We start from the raw sequence: 17,559 nt of genomic DNA, 5'->3' as shown, positions 1-17,559 counted from the left end.
TCTAGACCCCTTATCTTCCATAACGTATGGGAAAACTAATTTTTACCAAAGATTACACTTGTTTCCGCAACCGATGCGGACTGCCTCCGGGACTGCTCTTCAAAGTGTTGTTCCTGTTTCTTTTTTGCGCAGCCGCGCAAGCCCAGACATCTGGCCGGGCAAATCAAGTTACTGTGAGCGGACAGGTTACAGAAAAAGCAACTGGCCAGCCGCTGGTCGGCGTGTCTGTCCGGGTAAAAGGCGGCACCGACGGTGTGGTATCCGATGCGAATGGCGCGTACAAAATTCAGGTACCAGCCAATAGCACCTTGCTGTTTACGTATATTGGTTATAGTGATCTGGAAGAGCCGGTGGGAAATCGCTCGACGATCTCACCACAATTGGAAGTGGGTGACAGGTCGCTGAATGAAGTCGTGGTTGTGGGTTACGGTAGCCAGCAGAAGCGGGAACTGACCGGCTCGATTGCCTCGGTAAGTTCCAAGCAGTTGCAGGACCGGGCGGTGGTTTCATTTGGCGAAGCGCTGGCCGGACAAATGGCGGGCGTGCAGGTGCAACAGACTTCGGCAGCGCCTGGCGGCGGTATTTCTCTCAAAATCAGGGGAACAGGCTCTATTACAGCAGGTAACCAACCTTTATATGTAGTCGATGGTGTGCCGCTGGACAACTCGGTGAGCAATGCATCAGCTCAGGGTGGCGACATTGGTGATCAATCGCCGGTCAACCCGCTGGCCAGCATTAACCCTGGTGACATCCAGTCGATTGATGTTTTGAAAGATGCTGCGGCGACCTCTATTTACGGCTCGAGGGGATCGAACGGTGTTGTTTTGATCACAACAAAAACGGGAGCCGCCGGTAAGTCGCAGATCAGCATCAATGCCAGCTACGGTTTCCAGGAAATTGGGAAGAAGGTAGGCATCATGACCAACCAGCAATACGCGCAGCGTTCCATCGACCAGCGAAACACCGACTGGGTGCGCGCGGGCGGAAAAGCAACCGACCCCAATTCAGCAAGAAGCGGTCCTCAATACAAGATACCCAACGAATTCAAAAACGCGGCCTCCCTTCCATTCACCGACTGGCAGGACCTGCTTTATCGCCGCGCACCGATGCAAAACTATCAGCTGGCTGCTTCCGGCGGGACGGAAAATGCGCGGTACTACCTCTCCGGCAACTACCAGAACCAGGAAGGTATCGTGATCAACTCCGGTTTCAAAAAATACGCATTTCGTTTGAACGTGGATGCCAAAGTAACTGACAGAGTAAAGGTCGGTTTCCGCGTAGCGCCCTCTTACAGCAACAACCGCATTGCCACCACCGGCGGGATCCAGGATTACGGCGCGGTAGCCACCACGGTCATGTCGGTGCCTGGTTTGTACCCAGCCCGGAATGCGGATGGCACTTACTCAACATCGTACACGCTACATTACGACGATGGTACCACGCAGAACATCATTTACAACAATGCGCTGGCTTTTGGCGAGGGCATCAAAAACACGATGAACCAGTTCAGCACGGTGGGCAGCATGTTTACGACGGTTGATATTTTGAAAAACCTGCAATTCAAAACCAGTATCAACGCGGATGTCAATACGTTCAGCAACAACAAGTTCTCGCCTTCATTTATTAGCGTAAACCCTTCATTTGGTCGCTCTTACGCCGCTACTAATGTGAGCTGGATCAATGAAAATACGCTGACTTACGACAACTCATTTGCCGAAAAACACCATGTGAACGTACTGGTAGGTTTGACGGAACAAAAGTCAAGCTTCAACTCCACGGCAGTCAATGCAAATTCATTCCCGAACGACCTTGTGCCTACATTGAATGCAGGGATCGTGACGGGCGGAAGCTCGATCCGCTCACAGTGGACCTTGCTTTCGCTGCTGAGCCGGGCGACTTACAACTTTGATGAAAAATATTTCCTGACAGCTACCTTCCGCCGCGATGGTTCGTCCCGTTTCGGTGCGGACAATAAATGGGGAAATTTCCCTTCAGCTTCCGTGGGCTGGCGGATCGGCCAGGAAAAATTCATGGCCGATGTAACCGCTGTGAGCGAGTTGAAGTTGCGCGCCAGCTACGGTTTGATTGGTAACAACCAGATCCCTGATTACGCTTCTGTCGGACTGATTTATGGCAGCAACTACATTCTTGGCTCAGGCGACGGTTCTATCGCCAGCGGTTTGGCCCAGGGTTCACTGGGCAATGCCAATTTGGGATGGGAAAAAGCCAAGGAAGTAGATTTAGGTCTTGATCTGGGACTTTTCCAAAACCGGGTTTTCCTGAATGTGGATTATTATAACAAGCTTACTTCCGACCTGCTGCTCAATGTTCCGGTACCACTTTCGACAGGCTATGAAACTGCCCTGCGCAATCTGGGAAGTCTACGGAATAAAGGACTTGAACTCGCCTTGGAAACCAGAAATTTCAAGACCGCGAATTTCACCTGGACTACCAATGCCAACATTTCTTTCAACAGAAATAAAGTGGAATCACTTGGCGCAGGCGGCACGCCGATCATTGTTGCCAACCGCGCCCAGGAAAACTCTCTGACGCACATTACGCAGATCGGCAGCCCGCTGGGAAGCTACTACGGCTACATTTTTGATGGGGTTTACAATACCATCGACGAAGTGAACGCGTCGGCGCATTTGCCCAACACCTACGCCGGCGATGCCAAATTCAGGGATTTGAATGGCGACGGCGTGATCAACGATTCCGACAAAACCATCATCGGGAATAACCTTCCGAAATTCACCTACGGCATCACGAACAGCTTTACGCTCGGAAACTTCGACTTCGGATTTTCGCTGCAAGGTGTCCAGGATGTGGAAGTGATGAACCTGACAAAACGCAGCGCCTACCGCAACAACGGAACGATTTCGGTCAACTACTGGCGGTCGCCGGAAGAGCCGGGGGATGGCAGGACATTTGGCGCGGGCAGCTCGGCCAATAACCGGACGATTTCATCTTACCTCGTGGACGATGCCTCTTTCCTGCGCATCAGAAACGTGACGATCGGCTACCGGCTTGGCAAGGTGCTCAGCGGCTCGATCCTGAAAAACGCGCGGATTTACATGAACATTCAGAACCTGCACACCTTCACCAAATACTCGGGCTACAATCCGGAGGTGAACACGACCGAAGGCGATCCATGGATTTCTTCCGCGCTTACGCCGGGTATCGATTACGGTACTTATCCCGTGCCCAGAACGATCGTATTTGGCCTTAACCTTGGTTTCTGATCCTACTCAACCCAGATCAACTTCTAACATTGATTTATTATGATCTCAAAAAATATAAAAATAGCTGTCGCCCTGATTGTCCTGGCATTTTCGGGAACGTCCTGCGAGGACTTCCTGGAATCGAAACCCATTTCACAGATTGGCGAAACGGATTTCTTTAAAACCGAATCCGATTTCAACCAGGCGCTGGTGGGTGCCTACTCCGCTTTTGCGCAGGTGTACCAAGGCAATGGGTATTATTCCCTGCTGGTGGATCTCCGTTCCGACAACACCACCGAGCTTACCGCTGGTGGGGACGGTAATGACGCAAAAAGAAATATCGACGAATTCAGGGAAACAACCGACAATGAACACCTCACCGCATTCTGGCAAACCAGCTACATCCTGATTGCGAGGGCTAACAGTATCCTCGCGAAAATCGATGGTTCAACCGTATCGGATAACCTGAAAAAGCAATACACCGGCGAAGCACTTACCCTGAGAGCCCTGGGCTATTTCAACCTCGTGCGGCTTTTTGGCGGCGTCCCGCTCGTGACAGAGCCGGTCACGGACATAGACGCCAGTTACAGTGTTGGCCGCGCCACGGTTCAGGAGGTGTATGCGCAGATCGAAGCTGATCTTATAAAGGCGGAGGAATTAGTGCCTGTCTCATACGATGAATCCGCTGTGGGAAGAGCAACAAAAGGGGTTGCTCAAAGCCTGCTCGGACAAGCTTATCTGACGCAGAAAAAATACACGGAGGCCGCTGCGGAGTTCAAAAAAGTGGTTTCCTCGGGCACGTACAGCCTGCTGCCTGTTTATGCCGACCTGTACAAGGCTGGTCAGCAAGGAAATGCAGAGTCGATCTGGCAGGCACAATATAAAGGTGCAGCAAATTACCTCGGCTCAAACTTGCCCAATCACTTTGCACCAACCGGTTCAGAAGGAATCACCATTGCATCAGGAGGCGCCTACGGATTTAACCAACCTACCGAAGATATCGCTGCCGCCTACTCGGCAGGCGATGTACGCCGGAATAATATCGCCGACGGTTATCAGAATGGAAATACCTTCGTTGCCGCCAAATACATCCGCGGTTATGTGGAGCGCGAAACAGGAGGCGGTTATGCCGATTCGGGAGCAGATTGGTACGTAATCAGGTATGCCGATATCCTGTTAATATACGCCGAAGCATTAAATGAAGTAAACAAAGGACCTAATCCCGATGCTTATGCGGCGATTAACCAGGTTAGAAAACGCGCGAAACTTACAGACTTGAGCGGCCTGACGTATGAAACATTCAAGGCGGCGGTTTACAATGAAGAGAGACTGGAGTCGCCCTTTGAAGGACACCGTTGGTTTGACCTCCTGCGCACGGATCGTGCACTTACCGTCATGAATTCAAAAGTGTCTGGCGCGGGCAAGATTACAGTAGGAATTTCGACGCCGATCAAGTCTTATCAGCTGTTATATCCTATTCCGGCATTGGCGGTCATTACCAGCAGCCCCGCAATTACGCAGAACGAGGGGTACTGACGGAAGGAATCCGATCCCGAATTAACTCTGATGCTTTTTTGATTTTCCTAAAATCGAGGAGGCAGAGAACAATCAATAGAAGCTTGCAAATCATTGATTTGCAAGCTTTTTACATTTGAAATTCGCTGGGACTCGGATGAGCCTTAATCAGTATATGACGTAATCGCATTAACGGGCTTGACAACCCAACCCTTTTCAACTAGGACTCCAGGCAGGCCGGGGGCATTCAGCACGGGCGCTCCCGGATTATCGTACGGCTTGAATTGAGTTTCCGGTCAATGCTGTAAGTTTGCAGCTATGAAAGTGTGTATTGCTGAAAAGCCAAGCGTTGCCAAAGATATTGCCGCAGTTATCGGGGCCAATCAGCGCAGGGACGGTTATTACGAGGGAAACGGATATCAGGTAACCTGGACGTTCGGGCATTTTTGTACATTAAAAGAACCCCACGATTACACCGAGCGCTGGAAATCCTGGCGGCTCGAAGACCTCCCCATGATCCCGTCGAGCTTCGGAATCAAGCTCATCGACAATCCGGGTGCGCAGAAGCAGTTTGGTATTATTGAAAATCTGGTCAGCCAATGTGAAGAAGTGATCAACTGCGGGGATGCGGGCCAGGAAGGTGAACTCATACAGCGCTGGGTTTTGCTGAAGGCCAAGTGCAATGTGCCCGTAAAACGTCTCTGGATCTCATCATTGACCGAGCAGGCGATCCGGGAAGGATTTGAAAAGCTGAAAGACAGCGTGCTCTACGACAATCTGTATGCAGCCGGAAGCGCCCGGGCGATTGGCGACTGGCTGCTGGGCATGAACGCGACCCGGCTCTTTACCAAAAAGTTCGGGCAGGGGAAGGTGGTCCTGAGCATTGGCCGCGTGCAGACCCCTACCCTTGCGCTGATCGTGCAGCGGCAAAAGGAGATCAATGCTTTTCTTTCGGAAGATTATTGGGAATTAAAAACCATTTATCGTGAAACGGAATTCACCGCGACCATCGACAGGATCAGAAACGAGGAGAAAGCAAACAAAGGTCTTGCATACCTGGTTCAGCATGATTTTGAAATCACCGCATTTGAAAAGAAAGAAGGAAAGGAAGGAAACCCAAAATTGTTTGACCTGACTTCATTGCAGGTAGAGGCCAATAAAAAATACGGTTATTCCGCTGAGGACACGTTAAAGCACACGCAGAACCTCTACGAAAAGAAGTTCATCACCTATCCCAGGGTGGACACAACCTATCTTTCCGAAGATCTGCATCCCAAAATAGAGGGCATTTTGAGAGAGCTCACCTATTATGCCCAATACACGGCGCCGCTGCTCGAAAAGCCGATCCCCAAGTCGAAAACGGTTTTTGATGATAAAAAAGTAACCGATCACCACGCCATTATCCCGACGGGCGTTTTGCCCAATCACATCAGTCAGGACGAAAAACGCATTTATGACCTGGTCGCCCGCCGGTTTATCGCTGCGTTTTACCCCGAATGTAAAGTTTCCAACACGACGGTGCTGGGCAAAGTAGGACAGGTAGAATTCAAAGCAACCGGCAAGCAGATACTCGAGCCGGGCTGGCGGGCTGTGTATACCAATGATGCGAGCGCAAAGAAAGAGACGGCGGAAGAGGAAAAGGTGATGCCTAATTTTGAGGTCGGGGAAAGGGGCCCGCACGAGCCGCGCGTACACCAGGGGAAAACGACGCCGCCAAAGGCTTTCACCGAAGCCACATTGCTGCGGGCGATGGAAACAGCAGGCAGGCAGGTGGAAGACGAAGAAATGCGTGAATTGCTGAAAGACAATGGCATAGGGAGGCCTTCAACGCGGGCAAACATCATTGAGACGCTTTTCAAAAGGCGCTATATTGAGAAGAAAAAGAAAAACATTTACGCCACGCAAACCGGCATGGATCTCGTCGACACGATCCAGAACGAGCTGCTCAAAAGCGCGGAACTCACAGGAAACTGGGAAAGAAAGCTGCGGCTGATCGAAAAGGGCGACTACTCGATGGATACCTTCAAGCAGGAACTGATCCAAATGGTGGTGGATCTCGTGCAGGAAGTAAAAATCAACCGCGGAAGGGCGATCAGTATTGCGGAAGAGGTACCAGCGGAGGCAGAAAAGGAACAAAAAGAGAAAAAGCCTGCCAAACCAAAAGAGCCCAAAGAGGAAATTTCGATTGAGTCGCTAACCTGTCCCAAATGCAAAGAACAGTTGCTGAAAAAAGGAAAAACTGCGTACGGCTGTTCCAATTTCGGTGTGTGCGGTTTCAAAATCCCGTTCGAATTTCTTGGAAAAAAACTCACCGACAAGCATGTATACGACCTGCTCAGCAAGGGTAAAACGGCCAAAATAAAAGGATTGCAGATTCCCGGCAATCCTGAAACCACAGATGCAAAACTCATCATGAACGGTGATTTTAATTTTGAAGTCGGCTGAGAAACAGTAGAGTTGCCCCTTCCCTATTTTTTCTTAAACTCCATCCCATCCAACACCAGCGTATCCACTTTACCGGCAACATTCAGCGTGAAACGGGCAGTGGCGTTGCCATACCAGGCTTTTTGAAATGGCCCGTAGAACGTATCGTAATGCCAGTGGGCGAGTCTGGCTTTCAGGACGTTGTTAATATTGACCTGCAAATTTTTTCCATCCGAAGATATTTCCGCTTCACCATACAGCTCGCTGAAATATTTCCCAGCATACTCCTTCAACTCCAGAGAGGGTGACGTGCCGGCGACGCGCCTGGCCACAAATTGCTGCTGCCTTTTTTTACCGTTTTCCCTGATCCCGGCATATAAAGCTTTGAATTCCGTGTTCCAGTCGCGGTACTCGCCCAGGGCAAAGCAGTCCAATGTTTTATATAACAACACATGGCGGACTTCCGCGTGGTCGTAATTCCCGAAAACAAACACGCCAAGTTTCTCATCTGGGAGCTGACCGGTGATGGCCGTCAGTCCTGCCAGACTTCCTGTGTGAAAATTGACCTTATGTCCCTTATAATCATGCTGATACCAACCCAGGCCATACGTTTTCCAGTTCGGTTTGAGGATTTGCATGGTCGGGTATTCGCTTTCGGGGAAAAAAGTCTGCGGCTTGAACATCTCTGTCCAGGTTTCTGGTTTAAGCAGACGTCCGCCTTCAAATTTGCTGCTGTCCAGCATACAAATCACCCATTTGCTGATATCATCCGCATTGGACCATACGGCACCGGCAGAACCGATCTCGTTATCCGCTCCGTAGTCGATCACTCGAATGGTATCGTTGATGTTATAATGTGGTTTTGTGAGGTTGTTGGTTTTGATCAAACCACGTTTGGGCGCAGTGGTCGTCATTCCAAGTCGGTCAAAAATCCGCTCCTGGATCACTTCCGACCATTTTTTGCCGGTCAGGTTTTCGATGATCCTCCCGGCGGCCGAGTACATGATATTCTGGTATTCAAAACCTGAACGGAATGAGTAGGCAGGCTTTACCAATGCCATTCTTTTGAACATTTCACTGACCGGAATGCTCATGATGCCTGTGAAAAAATCGGTGCCTCCCAGCCCCGTATCATGGATCAGCAGGTCGCGGATTGTTACTTCGCGGGTTACGTAAGGATCGTAAAATTGAAGTTCCGGCAGGTATTTATATACTTTATCATTCCATTTGATTTTACCCTCGTCCACCAGCATGCCCATCAAAGTTACCGTCATGGCTTTGGTGGTGGACGCACAGGCAAAAAGCGTTTGCGTATCCACAGGGTCGGTTTTCCCAAGCTCACGTACGCCGTAACCTTTCTTGAAAATCACCTGATCATCCTTCACGACGGTTATGGAAAGCCCCGGCACATCCCATTCCTTCCTGACCTTTTCGACATACTGATCGAATTCCTCGATTTGTTTGGGAGTGATCTTTTTTTGCGCGAATGTGGCTTGGAAAAGCAGAAATAGGAAAAACAGAAGTGAAATTCTCATAGCAATAAGTCTGCAATTTGTATGTTTCCTCACAAGTTAACTGTTTTTTGTTCGGCTGCTTGACGTCTCCTGTCCTGCGTCGGCACTAAGCTCCAAGGTATTTGCGTCAAAATCCTATCTTTGCCGCATGGACAAACACACACAAAAACACGATACCTTCATCAGGGCTATCATGGCCGATCGGCAGATCGCTTTGGACTATTTCCGTGCATGTATCCCGAAAAATATTCTGGACATGCTGGACTTTTCTACCTTCCGGCAACTGCCTGATACCTATGTTTCTAAGGAACTGCAAAAATCCATTTCAGACATTGTGTACACCTGCCGGAAAGCGGACGGTCATGGAGAAGTAAAAATTTCTCTCCTTGTCGAGCACAAGAGCTATGTCGACAAATACACGCCGATCCAGATTGGAAGCTATATTTTCTCAGGACTTTTAAAGCAGATCGGTGACGGCGAGACCCCCTCGCTGATCATTCCCATACTACTTTACCACGGAAAAGCCAGGTGGGAGTACAAAACACTTGCTGATCTCTTCGATCATCTCGAACCGGCATTGCGAAAGTTCGTGCCTGACTACGAATACATTTTCCATAATCTAGGGCAGATCCCGGACGAGCAGATACACGAACTGAATAACAAATTTCTCGCCGCATCGCTGCTGGCCATGAAGTACAGCGTTTTCAAAGACAGGCTGATCGCACTTCTCCCGACGATATTGACATTGGCTGGCGAGATGGACAAGAGCTTGCAAAACTGCCTCGTTGTTTATACATTAGTTGGGAATAGCCTCAGTGATGAACAAGTTTCAGATTTAATTACATCGTTACCCGAAAAAAATAAAGAAACAATTATGGATGCTTTTGAAATATTTGAAGAGAAGGGCCGAAAGGAAGGTCTCAAAGAAGCGGAGAAAAAGATCCAATCCGCCGTGAAGAACTTGATCGAGCAATCACTATTTACGGATGAGCAGATCGCTTCTATTATGGAAGTTTCGGTAAATTATGTCGCGGAGATTCGAAGAAATTTAATTGCTGATTAATTATGGATTGCAAGCGCTGATTTCGAATTTCTTCTTACCCTTCCGTAAACTGCTCAATCCGCTCAATACAAATGCGTTCGGTCAAATCTTTCAGCAGTTTCACACGACCGGATAAATATTCCAATTCTTCCTTTTCAATCTTGTAATTCATATTATAGCGCGCATCGATATAGGCTTTTTTTAGCAGTTCGAACAGCCGTTTTTCTTCCGGTGTATTTTTTGGAAAAACGGTTCTAAAAGCAGCATGAAGTTTTTCAACCCGTTCTCCTAATATCTCTATATCGTGAATTTTGGGCTTGTAGTCGGTGAAGACCAGCAGAATTGTGGCATAGTATCTTTCTGTCGCTTGATGAAGTTGAAAGGCTGCAACCGCGAAATCATTTTCACCAAGATTAAATTCGAAAGTTTTTAGAAAACTATTCGCATTCTTAAACCAAGGCTCAAACTGACCTTTTGCTTTTTTCTGTCTTTCTTCCGGATTCATATTTTTTGGCTCGGCTAATTTGAATTTCCCCGAATCAAAAAGCATGATTCCTTCCTTTAAAATATCGACAAAGAAATATTGATTTTGTTCGATCTTATCATTTACAAACCCGATGCTATGTTGAATAATGGTGATTCTTGTCTGCTCATCATTACTGTTTATTTTCTTATTCAGGTCCCACCACTTTTTGTCCTCTTTGGCAGATTTCCTGTCTTTGGTAATGACGAGAATGTCGTAATCGCTTACGTATTCAGTGTGTTCCTGATAATCTTCGACCCAATCTCCACGGGCGTGGCTACCGAAAAGGATGACCATTTCAGCAGGTACACTTTCAATGATAGTTTCGGTGAGTGTTGCTAATTCTTCCTGTTTGTCTTCGGGGAGGTGGGAGAGGGAGGTTTTCATGTGTGTGTGTGATTTATCTCTGGTTATTCTTCCACTGAATAAGAAATTTTTAAGCAGACAAATCAGTCTTGGAGACGTACTTTTTTCGTTTGTAAGTATGCTCTTATTTCCTCAAAGGTCTTGTCTGAAATGTCCTTTGAAATTTTTTCTTTTATAGCTCTGAAAGTTTTAACTGTGTCAAACTCTTTGTCCTTGATTTGTTTTTTAGTTTCAGTCTTCATAACTAATAATGTCTTTTAGTGAACGAATTTCCAATGTCTGGTAGCCTGCACGTAGATTTACTGCATTGTAACCGCGAATTCGATAAATATTTACAATGTGTTTGAAATTCCAACTTACAAGAATATCTACTTTGTGAATAGTCGCAAGCGCAATGTTAACACAATCGTCAAAGCTTGTCTTGCCTACAACATTTTCTTCGATGTAACTTTTTGCAAGAGTGATTGATTCTTCAGTCACTTTTACAGCCTCTAAATTTTCTTTTGGCAGGTCTCTGAAAAAATTTTTGACTCGCTCAGGCGCTTCAAATAATTCCCCCTCGGTCAAGTCCGAATAAACGCAAATGATCTGTCCCAGTTTCACTTTTTCAAATAGTTGAGCCGAAGCCTCGTCGAACTCAATATCATAAATTCCGCCAAAAACAGATGTATCAAAATAGAAGCGTTGTCTCATGAGACAAATTTACAAGTTTCTGGATGGTGTCCAACGCTCCGATTAAACGTTCCAATCAACGTCCGGAAGCCGTAACAGCCACCGGCGAAAACAAAAAGTAGTCATAAATAGCCCTTGTCAAATGCGCAATGGTCTGTTCACGTTCCGCCAGCGGCTGCTCGGATTTGCCTACAAAAACGGCAATCGCAATATGCCCGGCGCCATCGGGTAAGGTGATAATACCTACATCGTCGGTCGCGTTGGCGTCCAGCGAGCCCGTTTTGTGAGCGACTACGGTCGCGGGCGGAAGGTATCCTTTCAATCGGGCCAATCCGCCTCGGCAGCGTTCCATGACAGCCAGTAATAGGTCCCGGCTTTCTGGTTTGATGGCTTTTGCGTTATAGATCTGAGTGAGCAGTTCGACCATTGCTTCCGGCGTGGAGGTGTCGCGCGGATCTGTTTCCAGTTTTATGGCTGCGGCCTTTACGGCTTCGGGTGTGGACGTTTTGAGCAGCTTGTCATAAAAGCCAAGTGTCCATTGATCTTGCGAAGGCAGAACAACCGCATCCAGATCGGCCAGTAACTCGATGATCGTACGATCGACCGACATGCCCTGAATGTTCAGCGATTTCAAACGTTCCGCCACTGCTTTTGGCCCGCCCACGAGGCGAAGCAAAATATCAGTCGCAGAATTATCGCTGATGACCATCATCAGTTCCAGTAAATTCTGCACAGATAGCTGGACGCCGGGTTTGTTGAAAAGTACATCGAGCGTTCCGCTTCCCGGGTGAAGGTCAGACGGCTGCAGATCGACCATCGTCATCAAGGACAGCTCACCTTTTTCAATTTTTGTAAACAGCTGCACAGCAATCGCCACTTTCACGGTGCTTGCCATCGGATATGCACCCTTGGGGTCCAGACTCACTTGCCTGCCGGTTTCCAGATGCAGGGCAGACACGCCAACCCTTCCTTTGGCAAGCTTTGCGATCCGTTCCAGCTCACTTTGCAAGCGTTGAGCAGGGAGGTCAGCTACGGTTTTAACGGACTTTTGGGCAAACCCGGGAGCAGTGATTTTAACAATCAGGAAAGCAAGAAGAAGATATCTGAACAGGAGTGCTAGATTTTTATTCACAAGAGTCTGGGTTAATTTGTGCAAAATTGAAAATCCTCTATACCGCCGCAGCAACTTTCACTGACTGAATAGCAGCCAGTGCCTGGTCCAGGTCCGAGATCAGATCCCCCACATTCTCAATCCCCACCGAGTAGCGGATCAGACTTTCAGGAATTCCCAGCAGCGCGCGCTGTTCTTCGGTCAGTTCCACGTGGCTGGTCGTTCTCGGCGGACCTGCCAATGTGCTCACCGACCCCAGACTGGCAGCCAGATGCACCAGTTTCAGTTTTGGTAAAAAAGCTTTTACATCGTCATAACTGCCTTTCAACGCAAAACTCATCACCCCGCCAAAACCCGACATTTGAGACTTGGCAATTTCGTGACCGGGGTGTGTTTCCAGACCAGGATAAAAAACGTCTTCAATCGCTTCATGGGCTTTCAAATGTCTGGCGATTTTCAGCGCGGAAGCATTCTGGCGCTCAATGCGCAGTTCGAGCGTTTTCATGCCACGCAAGATCATATAAGCCGGATCGGCCTGCAAGCTGGCCCCATTGATTTCGCGGAATCCATACACTTTCTTAACCAGTTCGGCTTTCCCGCAAAGCAGCCCGCCCATGGCATCGGAATGCCCGCAGAGGAACTTTGTCGCACTGTGAACAACCAGGTCGGCGCCGAGCAAGAGCGGGTTTTGATTAATGGGTGTCGCAAAAGTATTGTCCACCACCACGACCGCACCTACCGCACGGGCAGCCTGCGCCAGACGTTTGATGTCGATGACTTTTAATGTCGGATTGGTCGGCGTTTCGAGATAAACCAGATCGCAGCCTTTGGCTATTTCAGTTTCGATTTCCTCGTGATTGGTTGTCTCACACAGCGTTACCTTCATGCCATACGAAGGCAAAAAATCCAGAAAAAGTCGGCTCGTGCCGCCATAAGTATCTTTGATGGAAACAACCCGCTTTCCCGGCCCGAGCAATGCAAAGAGCGTATTACTGATCGCGCCCATGCCGGTGGCAAAGGAGGTTGCAGCCTCCGCGTGTTCCAGTATCCGGATCTTTTCTTCCAGCACATGGACAGTCGGATTGGTATTCCTGCTGTAAATGTGACCTTCGGCTTTGCCGGTTGCCACGGCATACCACTCGTCTAAATCTTCGTATGCAAATGCTACACTGTTGACGATCGGTGCGGTGGTCGCGCCTTTTAAAAATCGCCCGGTTTCTCCGGCCCATACCGAGGCAGTGCCTTTTTGAAAGTTGTCCACTTTTAGTTGTTAATTTTTAAGAATAAATATGGCTGTAATGCTATCGACAGGAAGATACAGGCCTGACTTGCCCGCCAAATCCAATGTAGCAAGTTTGACGGGCAAAATCAAAGTATTGAAAAGGAACTCACAGACCGATTAAATGCTTTTTACTAGAAGCATTCTTAGCTTTTCAATCCCATGGCAGACAAACTTATTCAGGATATACCATTTTCCATTCTTGATCTCGCGCCGATCACGGAAGGAAATAATGCAGCCACGACATTTAAAAACAGCCTTCGGCTTGCGCAGCGGGTCGAAGAACTGGGCTACAAGCGATACTGGCTTGCTGAGCACCACAACATGGCGAGCGTCGCCAGCTCGGCTACATCGGTGCTGATCGGCTACATTGCAGGCGGGACCCGTACGATCCGCGTGGGCAGCGGCGGCATTATGCTGCCCAATCACGCGCCGCTGGTGGTTGCCGAGCAGTTCGGCACGCTCGCGTCGCTTTACCCCGACCGCATTGATTTGGGCCTGGGGCGTGCCCCCGGAACAGACCAGGTTACCGCCCGCGCGCTCAGGCGCAATTACATGGAATCCGCCCAGGATTTCCCGGATGATGTGATCGCCCTGCAAACCTATTTTTCGGCAGAAAACAGCGGCTCCAAAGTACGCGCGATCCCTGGCGAGGGGCTGGAAATCCCGATCTGGATACTGGGTTCGAGCACCGATAGTGCGCGGCTGGCTGCGCATTTGGGGTTACCTTATGCATTTGCAAGCCACTTTGCCCCCGCGCAATTTATGACTGCTATAGAACTTTACCGCCGGAAGTTCAAACCATCGCAATACCTGGCGCAGCCTTATGTGATGGCTTGTGTGAATGTGATCGCCGCAGATACTACAGAGGAAGCCGAGCGCCTTGCGACTTCATTCTTCCAGCTGGCTATGGGAATTATCACAGGCAAACGCAAGCCATTGCAACCCCCGGTAGAAAGTATGGATGGACTTTGGGGAGAATATGAAGAAGCCGCCGTGAGGGAGATGATGAAATACACATTTATCGGCGACAGGACAAAAATCAGCACTGATCTAGCTTATTTTCAAAAACATACGCAACTCGACGAGTTGATGGTGACCAGCCACATTTTCGATCCCGTGGCGCGTATTCATAGTTATGAAGTTTTGAAAAGCATCCAGGAGAAGAGCGTGCTTGCCGCTTAATTCGCACGAATTCTTAAGGATATGGTATCGCTACAAATCTTTGGGAGCATGGCGCCTATCCGGATAAAAAGGCGCTGAGCTCCGAAAGGTTTGTAGAAAAGAAGATGATCAACGTGTAGCAAAAGGCGCAACCCAGCGAAAGAGAGAGTTCGAAGCCCCAGTTAATCCTCCGCCCACTAGCCCCGTGCATGGCTGCCGAAAGGGATAACCATTTCAGCGGGCAATGGCCCCGGGTGATTTGTGAGGGTTTTTAGTCCGGTTTACTTGGTTTTGGGGAGGTTTAGGAGGAGGTTTTCAATTTTGTTGGGTTCAGTAGGGCGAGTTGTCTGTCAGTGTCCTCCATGTTTAATGATGAGTTCTGCCGTTTCCTGGAATTTTTTCTCATTTGCCATATCCAGAGGTGTCTGCCCGCTATCCATCTTTGCATTAACGTCAGCACCGTTGTCTATGAGAAGTTGGGAAAGTTTTGTCTGCCCATGATGTGCGGCTGAATGTAACGGTGTAACTCCTTGCATTTGTTTTGCATTTACGTCAGCATGGTATTTGATTAAAAGCTCGGTAATGTCAAAGTGAGAAATCGCACAGGCGGAGTGAATGGGTGCAACTTTGAATGGATTGTTCGATGCAATATTGGGGTCTGCCCCGTTATCGAGAAGCAATTTTACAAGAGATAAATGCCCAAAGAATGAAGCAAGTCCCAAAGCGGTAAAACCGTCGGAAGAAAATGAATTTAATAATTCAGGATTTTCATCCAATAATTGAGAGACTATTTCGGTGCGACCTATGCTTGAAGCTTCATAAATGTCAAGTTTCTGCTTATGCTTTCTTAAAATATCAAGTGCAAAATCATTTCTGCAATAAGCAGCTAATTGTAAAAGAGAAATTCCTTGCTCCGTTTTGCCGTCCGCAAGCGAAGGGTTGTCATTTAACTTCTGTTCCAAGAGGTCATTTGAGCCTGTCTTGATCAGGTCAATCATTTCTGCGATATCCATGGAATCTACTTTGTCTTCTACGTGATACTTGCCTTTAATGCTTTGTCAGCCCGATGAGGATGCCCAATAATGTGAATTGGATGGTACAAAATAACCAGCTCGTTGCTGGTAAGGTACAAAATTTCGGGTTTAGTTGGATCGTGCCGGCACCTCTTCCCGCAAATTCGAATGCTCAGACCGGGCTTCTCATCTCACATTACGCCAGGCAGTTAGCTCAACCGCTTCCGGCCAGCCCGGTGCAAATAAATGAAAATCAGAGAAATTGGGATTGGTACGACACCTGGTATCGCTTGTTGTCAGGTATTCTTAATACCTAGGCCCTGCGAATATGGAAAATGAAAAGAAGGAATTGCCGTTGTTTTTTGCTATCCGGTCTTATTTTTCTTTAAGCTCATAATACAGCGTCACCGCACCGAAATCGAAGGTTTTCGTGTTTACAAGCTTCAAAGAAACCTTGTCGGCGATCATTTCGAACAGTGGCAAACCGCTTCCCGCGATCACCGGATGAACCATGATCTGTAATTCGTCAATGAGCCCGAGATTGATTAGAGCGACGATCAAACTCCGGCTGCAAACCAAAATATCGCCACTTTCGCGGGAAGCTCTTAGCGCCAGCACCTCTTCTTCAAGGCTTTGTGTCGCCAACCTGGCACTTGCCCAGTCGACATCTTTCACCGTGTGGGAAAATACAACTTTTGGAATGCGGTCAATGGCTATGGCAAAGTCATCTGCTGACTTATCGCCGCTTGGATTGTTAATCAAAGGTTTCCAATATTCCATCAGTTCGTAGGTGATCCTGCCATAGAGGGCAACGCCCGCATTTCTCAGCAATTCCGCGTAATGTTCGTGCATCGAATCGTCGGGGATGACTGCCGTGTGGTCGCAAAACCCGTCTAATGTCATATTGAATCCTGCGATAATCTTTCTCATCGTATTTTGCATTTAAATGAATACACCAGAAGCAATGCAAAAATAGGTCGGCGTAACGCCATGTTGTGAGGTCATTCAGAACAAATAGCAGGGGAAATTGGGACATATTGCGTTGCCAGAGCTGGCAACGGCTCATAATTTCTCACGCCTGGGAATTGATTAAACGGTAAATTGTCCTCTCATTCTTGAAACCATGCAGGACTTTTCTTCCATACTGAACCATATCGCACCCCGCATTACGCTTACCGAGGAGGAGAAACAATTATTTGTTTCGGTACTGACGACGAGAAAGGTGAAGCGCAAACAATTTCTGGAACAGCCTGGCTTTGTCTCCCGATCTCGCACTTATGTCGTTTCGGGCTCGTTCAGGGCCTTTTTTATCGGGGCAGACGGGCAGGAACATACCATTTCATTGGCGGTAGACGACTGGATGATCGGTGACCCAGGCAGTTTTCTCTCGCAGGAGCCGGCTACGTTGTATGTAGAAGCTATCGAAGAAAGCACGGTGATACAATGGAGCTATGAAAGCGAACAATTGCTGCTGGAAAAAATACCGCAATTTTCGATCGTCATGATGCGAAGGGCACAGCAGATCGCCGTGATGCTGCAAAGGCGTGTCATTTCACTTTTGAGTCTTTCGGCAGAAGAGCGTTATGAAGAATTCGCTGAAAAATACCCATTGTTCGTCCAGCGCATCCCACTTTATATCATTGCCTCATACCTGGGAATGACCCGCGAATTTCTTTCCAAAATCCGTAATCAGAAGATTTCCCCGAAAGCCTGAC

14 protein-coding genes are annotated in these 17,559 nt (G+C 48.3%); 6 read left to right on the top strand and 8 right to left on the bottom strand.

Going from position 1 to position 17,559, the window contains the following annotated elements:
- The first annotated feature begins 26 nt into the window (after window positions 1–26).
- The 3 genes from AC1XUF_RS21315 (at window position 27) to AC1XUF_RS21305 (ending at window position 7,181) form a co-directional block, all read left to right on the top strand.
- The gene (locus AC1XUF_RS21315) at window positions 27–3,242 is read left to right on the top strand and encodes a SusC/RagA family TonB-linked outer membrane protein (RefSeq protein ID WP_483343854.1); all 3,216 of its coding nucleotides are present in this window, start codon (window positions 27–29) and stop codon (window positions 3,240–3,242) included.
- 39 nt (window positions 3,243–3,281) lie between these two features.
- On the top strand, window positions 3,282–4,757 hold the full coding sequence (locus tag AC1XUF_RS21310) for a RagB/SusD family nutrient uptake outer membrane protein (protein WP_483343853.1): 1,476 nt from the start codon (window positions 3,282–3,284) through the stop codon (window positions 4,755–4,757).
- Window positions 4,758–5,054: 297 nt separating this feature from the next.
- Window positions 5,055–7,181: a DNA topoisomerase 3 gene (locus AC1XUF_RS21305; RefSeq protein WP_483343852.1), complete on the top strand. Its 2,127-nt coding sequence runs from the start codon at window positions 5,055–5,057 to the stop codon at window positions 7,179–7,181.
- Between the two features lie 23 nt (window positions 7,182–7,204).
- Here the strand turns inward: AC1XUF_RS21305 and AC1XUF_RS21300 are convergent, their stop codons facing one another.
- Entirely contained in the window at window positions 7,205–8,695 is a 1,491-nt protein-coding gene (locus tag AC1XUF_RS21300) for a serine hydrolase (RefSeq protein WP_483343851.1), read from the bottom strand.
- A 127-nt stretch (window positions 8,696–8,822) separates the two neighbouring features.
- Between AC1XUF_RS21300 and AC1XUF_RS21295 the strand changes: the two genes are divergently transcribed.
- On the top strand, window positions 8,823–9,737 hold the full coding sequence (locus tag AC1XUF_RS21295; RefSeq protein WP_483343850.1) for an Rpn family recombination-promoting nuclease/putative transposase: 915 nt from the start codon (window positions 8,823–8,825) through the stop codon (window positions 9,735–9,737).
- A gap of 34 nt (window positions 9,738–9,771) precedes the next feature.
- Here AC1XUF_RS21295 and AC1XUF_RS21290 read toward each other — a convergent pair whose 3' ends face one another.
- The 5 genes from AC1XUF_RS21290 to AC1XUF_RS21270 form a co-directional block, all read right to left on the bottom strand.
- Window positions 9,772–10,626 (bottom strand): HEPN domain-containing protein, encoded by an 855-nt coding sequence (locus tag AC1XUF_RS21290; RefSeq protein WP_483343849.1) that lies wholly within the window; start codon window positions 10,624–10,626, stop codon window positions 9,772–9,774.
- Between the two features lie 62 nt (window positions 10,627–10,688).
- The gene (locus tag AC1XUF_RS21285) at window positions 10,689–10,847 is read right to left on the bottom strand and encodes a hypothetical protein (RefSeq protein ID WP_483343848.1); all 159 of its coding nucleotides are present in this window, start codon (window positions 10,845–10,847) and stop codon (window positions 10,689–10,691) included.
- On the bottom strand, window positions 10,837–11,298 hold the full coding sequence (locus AC1XUF_RS21280; RefSeq protein ID WP_483343847.1) for a PIN domain-containing protein: 462 nt from the start codon (window positions 11,296–11,298) through the stop codon (window positions 10,837–10,839). Before AC1XUF_RS21280 ends, AC1XUF_RS21285 begins: the two co-directional genes overlap by 11 nt.
- Window positions 11,299–11,353: 55 nt before the next feature.
- Window positions 11,354–12,409: a class A beta-lactamase gene (bla, locus tag AC1XUF_RS21275; RefSeq protein WP_483343846.1), complete on the bottom strand. Its 1,056-nt coding sequence runs from the start codon at window positions 12,407–12,409 to the stop codon at window positions 11,354–11,356.
- A gap of 37 nt (window positions 12,410–12,446) precedes the next feature.
- Window positions 12,447–13,649, bottom strand: a complete 1,203-nt coding sequence (locus AC1XUF_RS21270) for a cystathionine gamma-synthase family protein (protein WP_483343845.1) — start codon at window positions 13,647–13,649, stop codon at window positions 12,447–12,449.
- Window positions 13,650–13,829: 180 nt separating this feature from the next.
- Between AC1XUF_RS21270 and AC1XUF_RS21265 the strand changes: the two genes are divergently transcribed.
- Window positions 13,830–14,852, top strand: coding sequence for an LLM class flavin-dependent oxidoreductase (locus AC1XUF_RS21265; RefSeq protein WP_483343844.1), 1,023 nt, complete (start codon window positions 13,830–13,832; stop codon window positions 14,850–14,852).
- A 329-nt stretch (window positions 14,853–15,181) separates the two neighbouring features.
- On the opposite strand, the gene AC1XUF_RS21260 is transcribed toward AC1XUF_RS21265, so the two are convergent.
- Both AC1XUF_RS21260 and AC1XUF_RS21255 read right to left on the bottom strand, forming a co-directional pair.
- Entirely contained in the window at window positions 15,182–15,844 is a 663-nt protein-coding gene (locus tag AC1XUF_RS21260; protein ID WP_483343843.1) for an ankyrin repeat domain-containing protein, read from the bottom strand.
- 375 nt (window positions 15,845–16,219) lie between these two features.
- A complete protein-coding gene (locus tag AC1XUF_RS21255) occupies window positions 16,220–16,774 on the bottom strand; it encodes a dihydrofolate reductase family protein (RefSeq protein WP_483343842.1) in 555 nt (184 codons plus the stop codon).
- A gap of 193 nt (window positions 16,775–16,967) precedes the next feature.
- Here AC1XUF_RS21255 and AC1XUF_RS21250 point away from each other — a divergent pair, with 193 nt between their 5' ends.
- Window positions 16,968–17,558, top strand: a complete 591-nt coding sequence (locus AC1XUF_RS21250; RefSeq protein WP_483343841.1) for a Crp/Fnr family transcriptional regulator — start codon at window positions 16,968–16,970, stop codon at window positions 17,556–17,558.
- Window position 17,559 lies beyond the last annotated feature (1 nt).

The sequence above is a fragment of the Dyadobacter sp. HNCC25DJ185 genome (genome assembly GCF_056895195.1).
The sequence above is the reverse complement of the archived record's forward strand: the minus strand, read 5'-3'. Positions and strand labels throughout refer to the sequence as shown.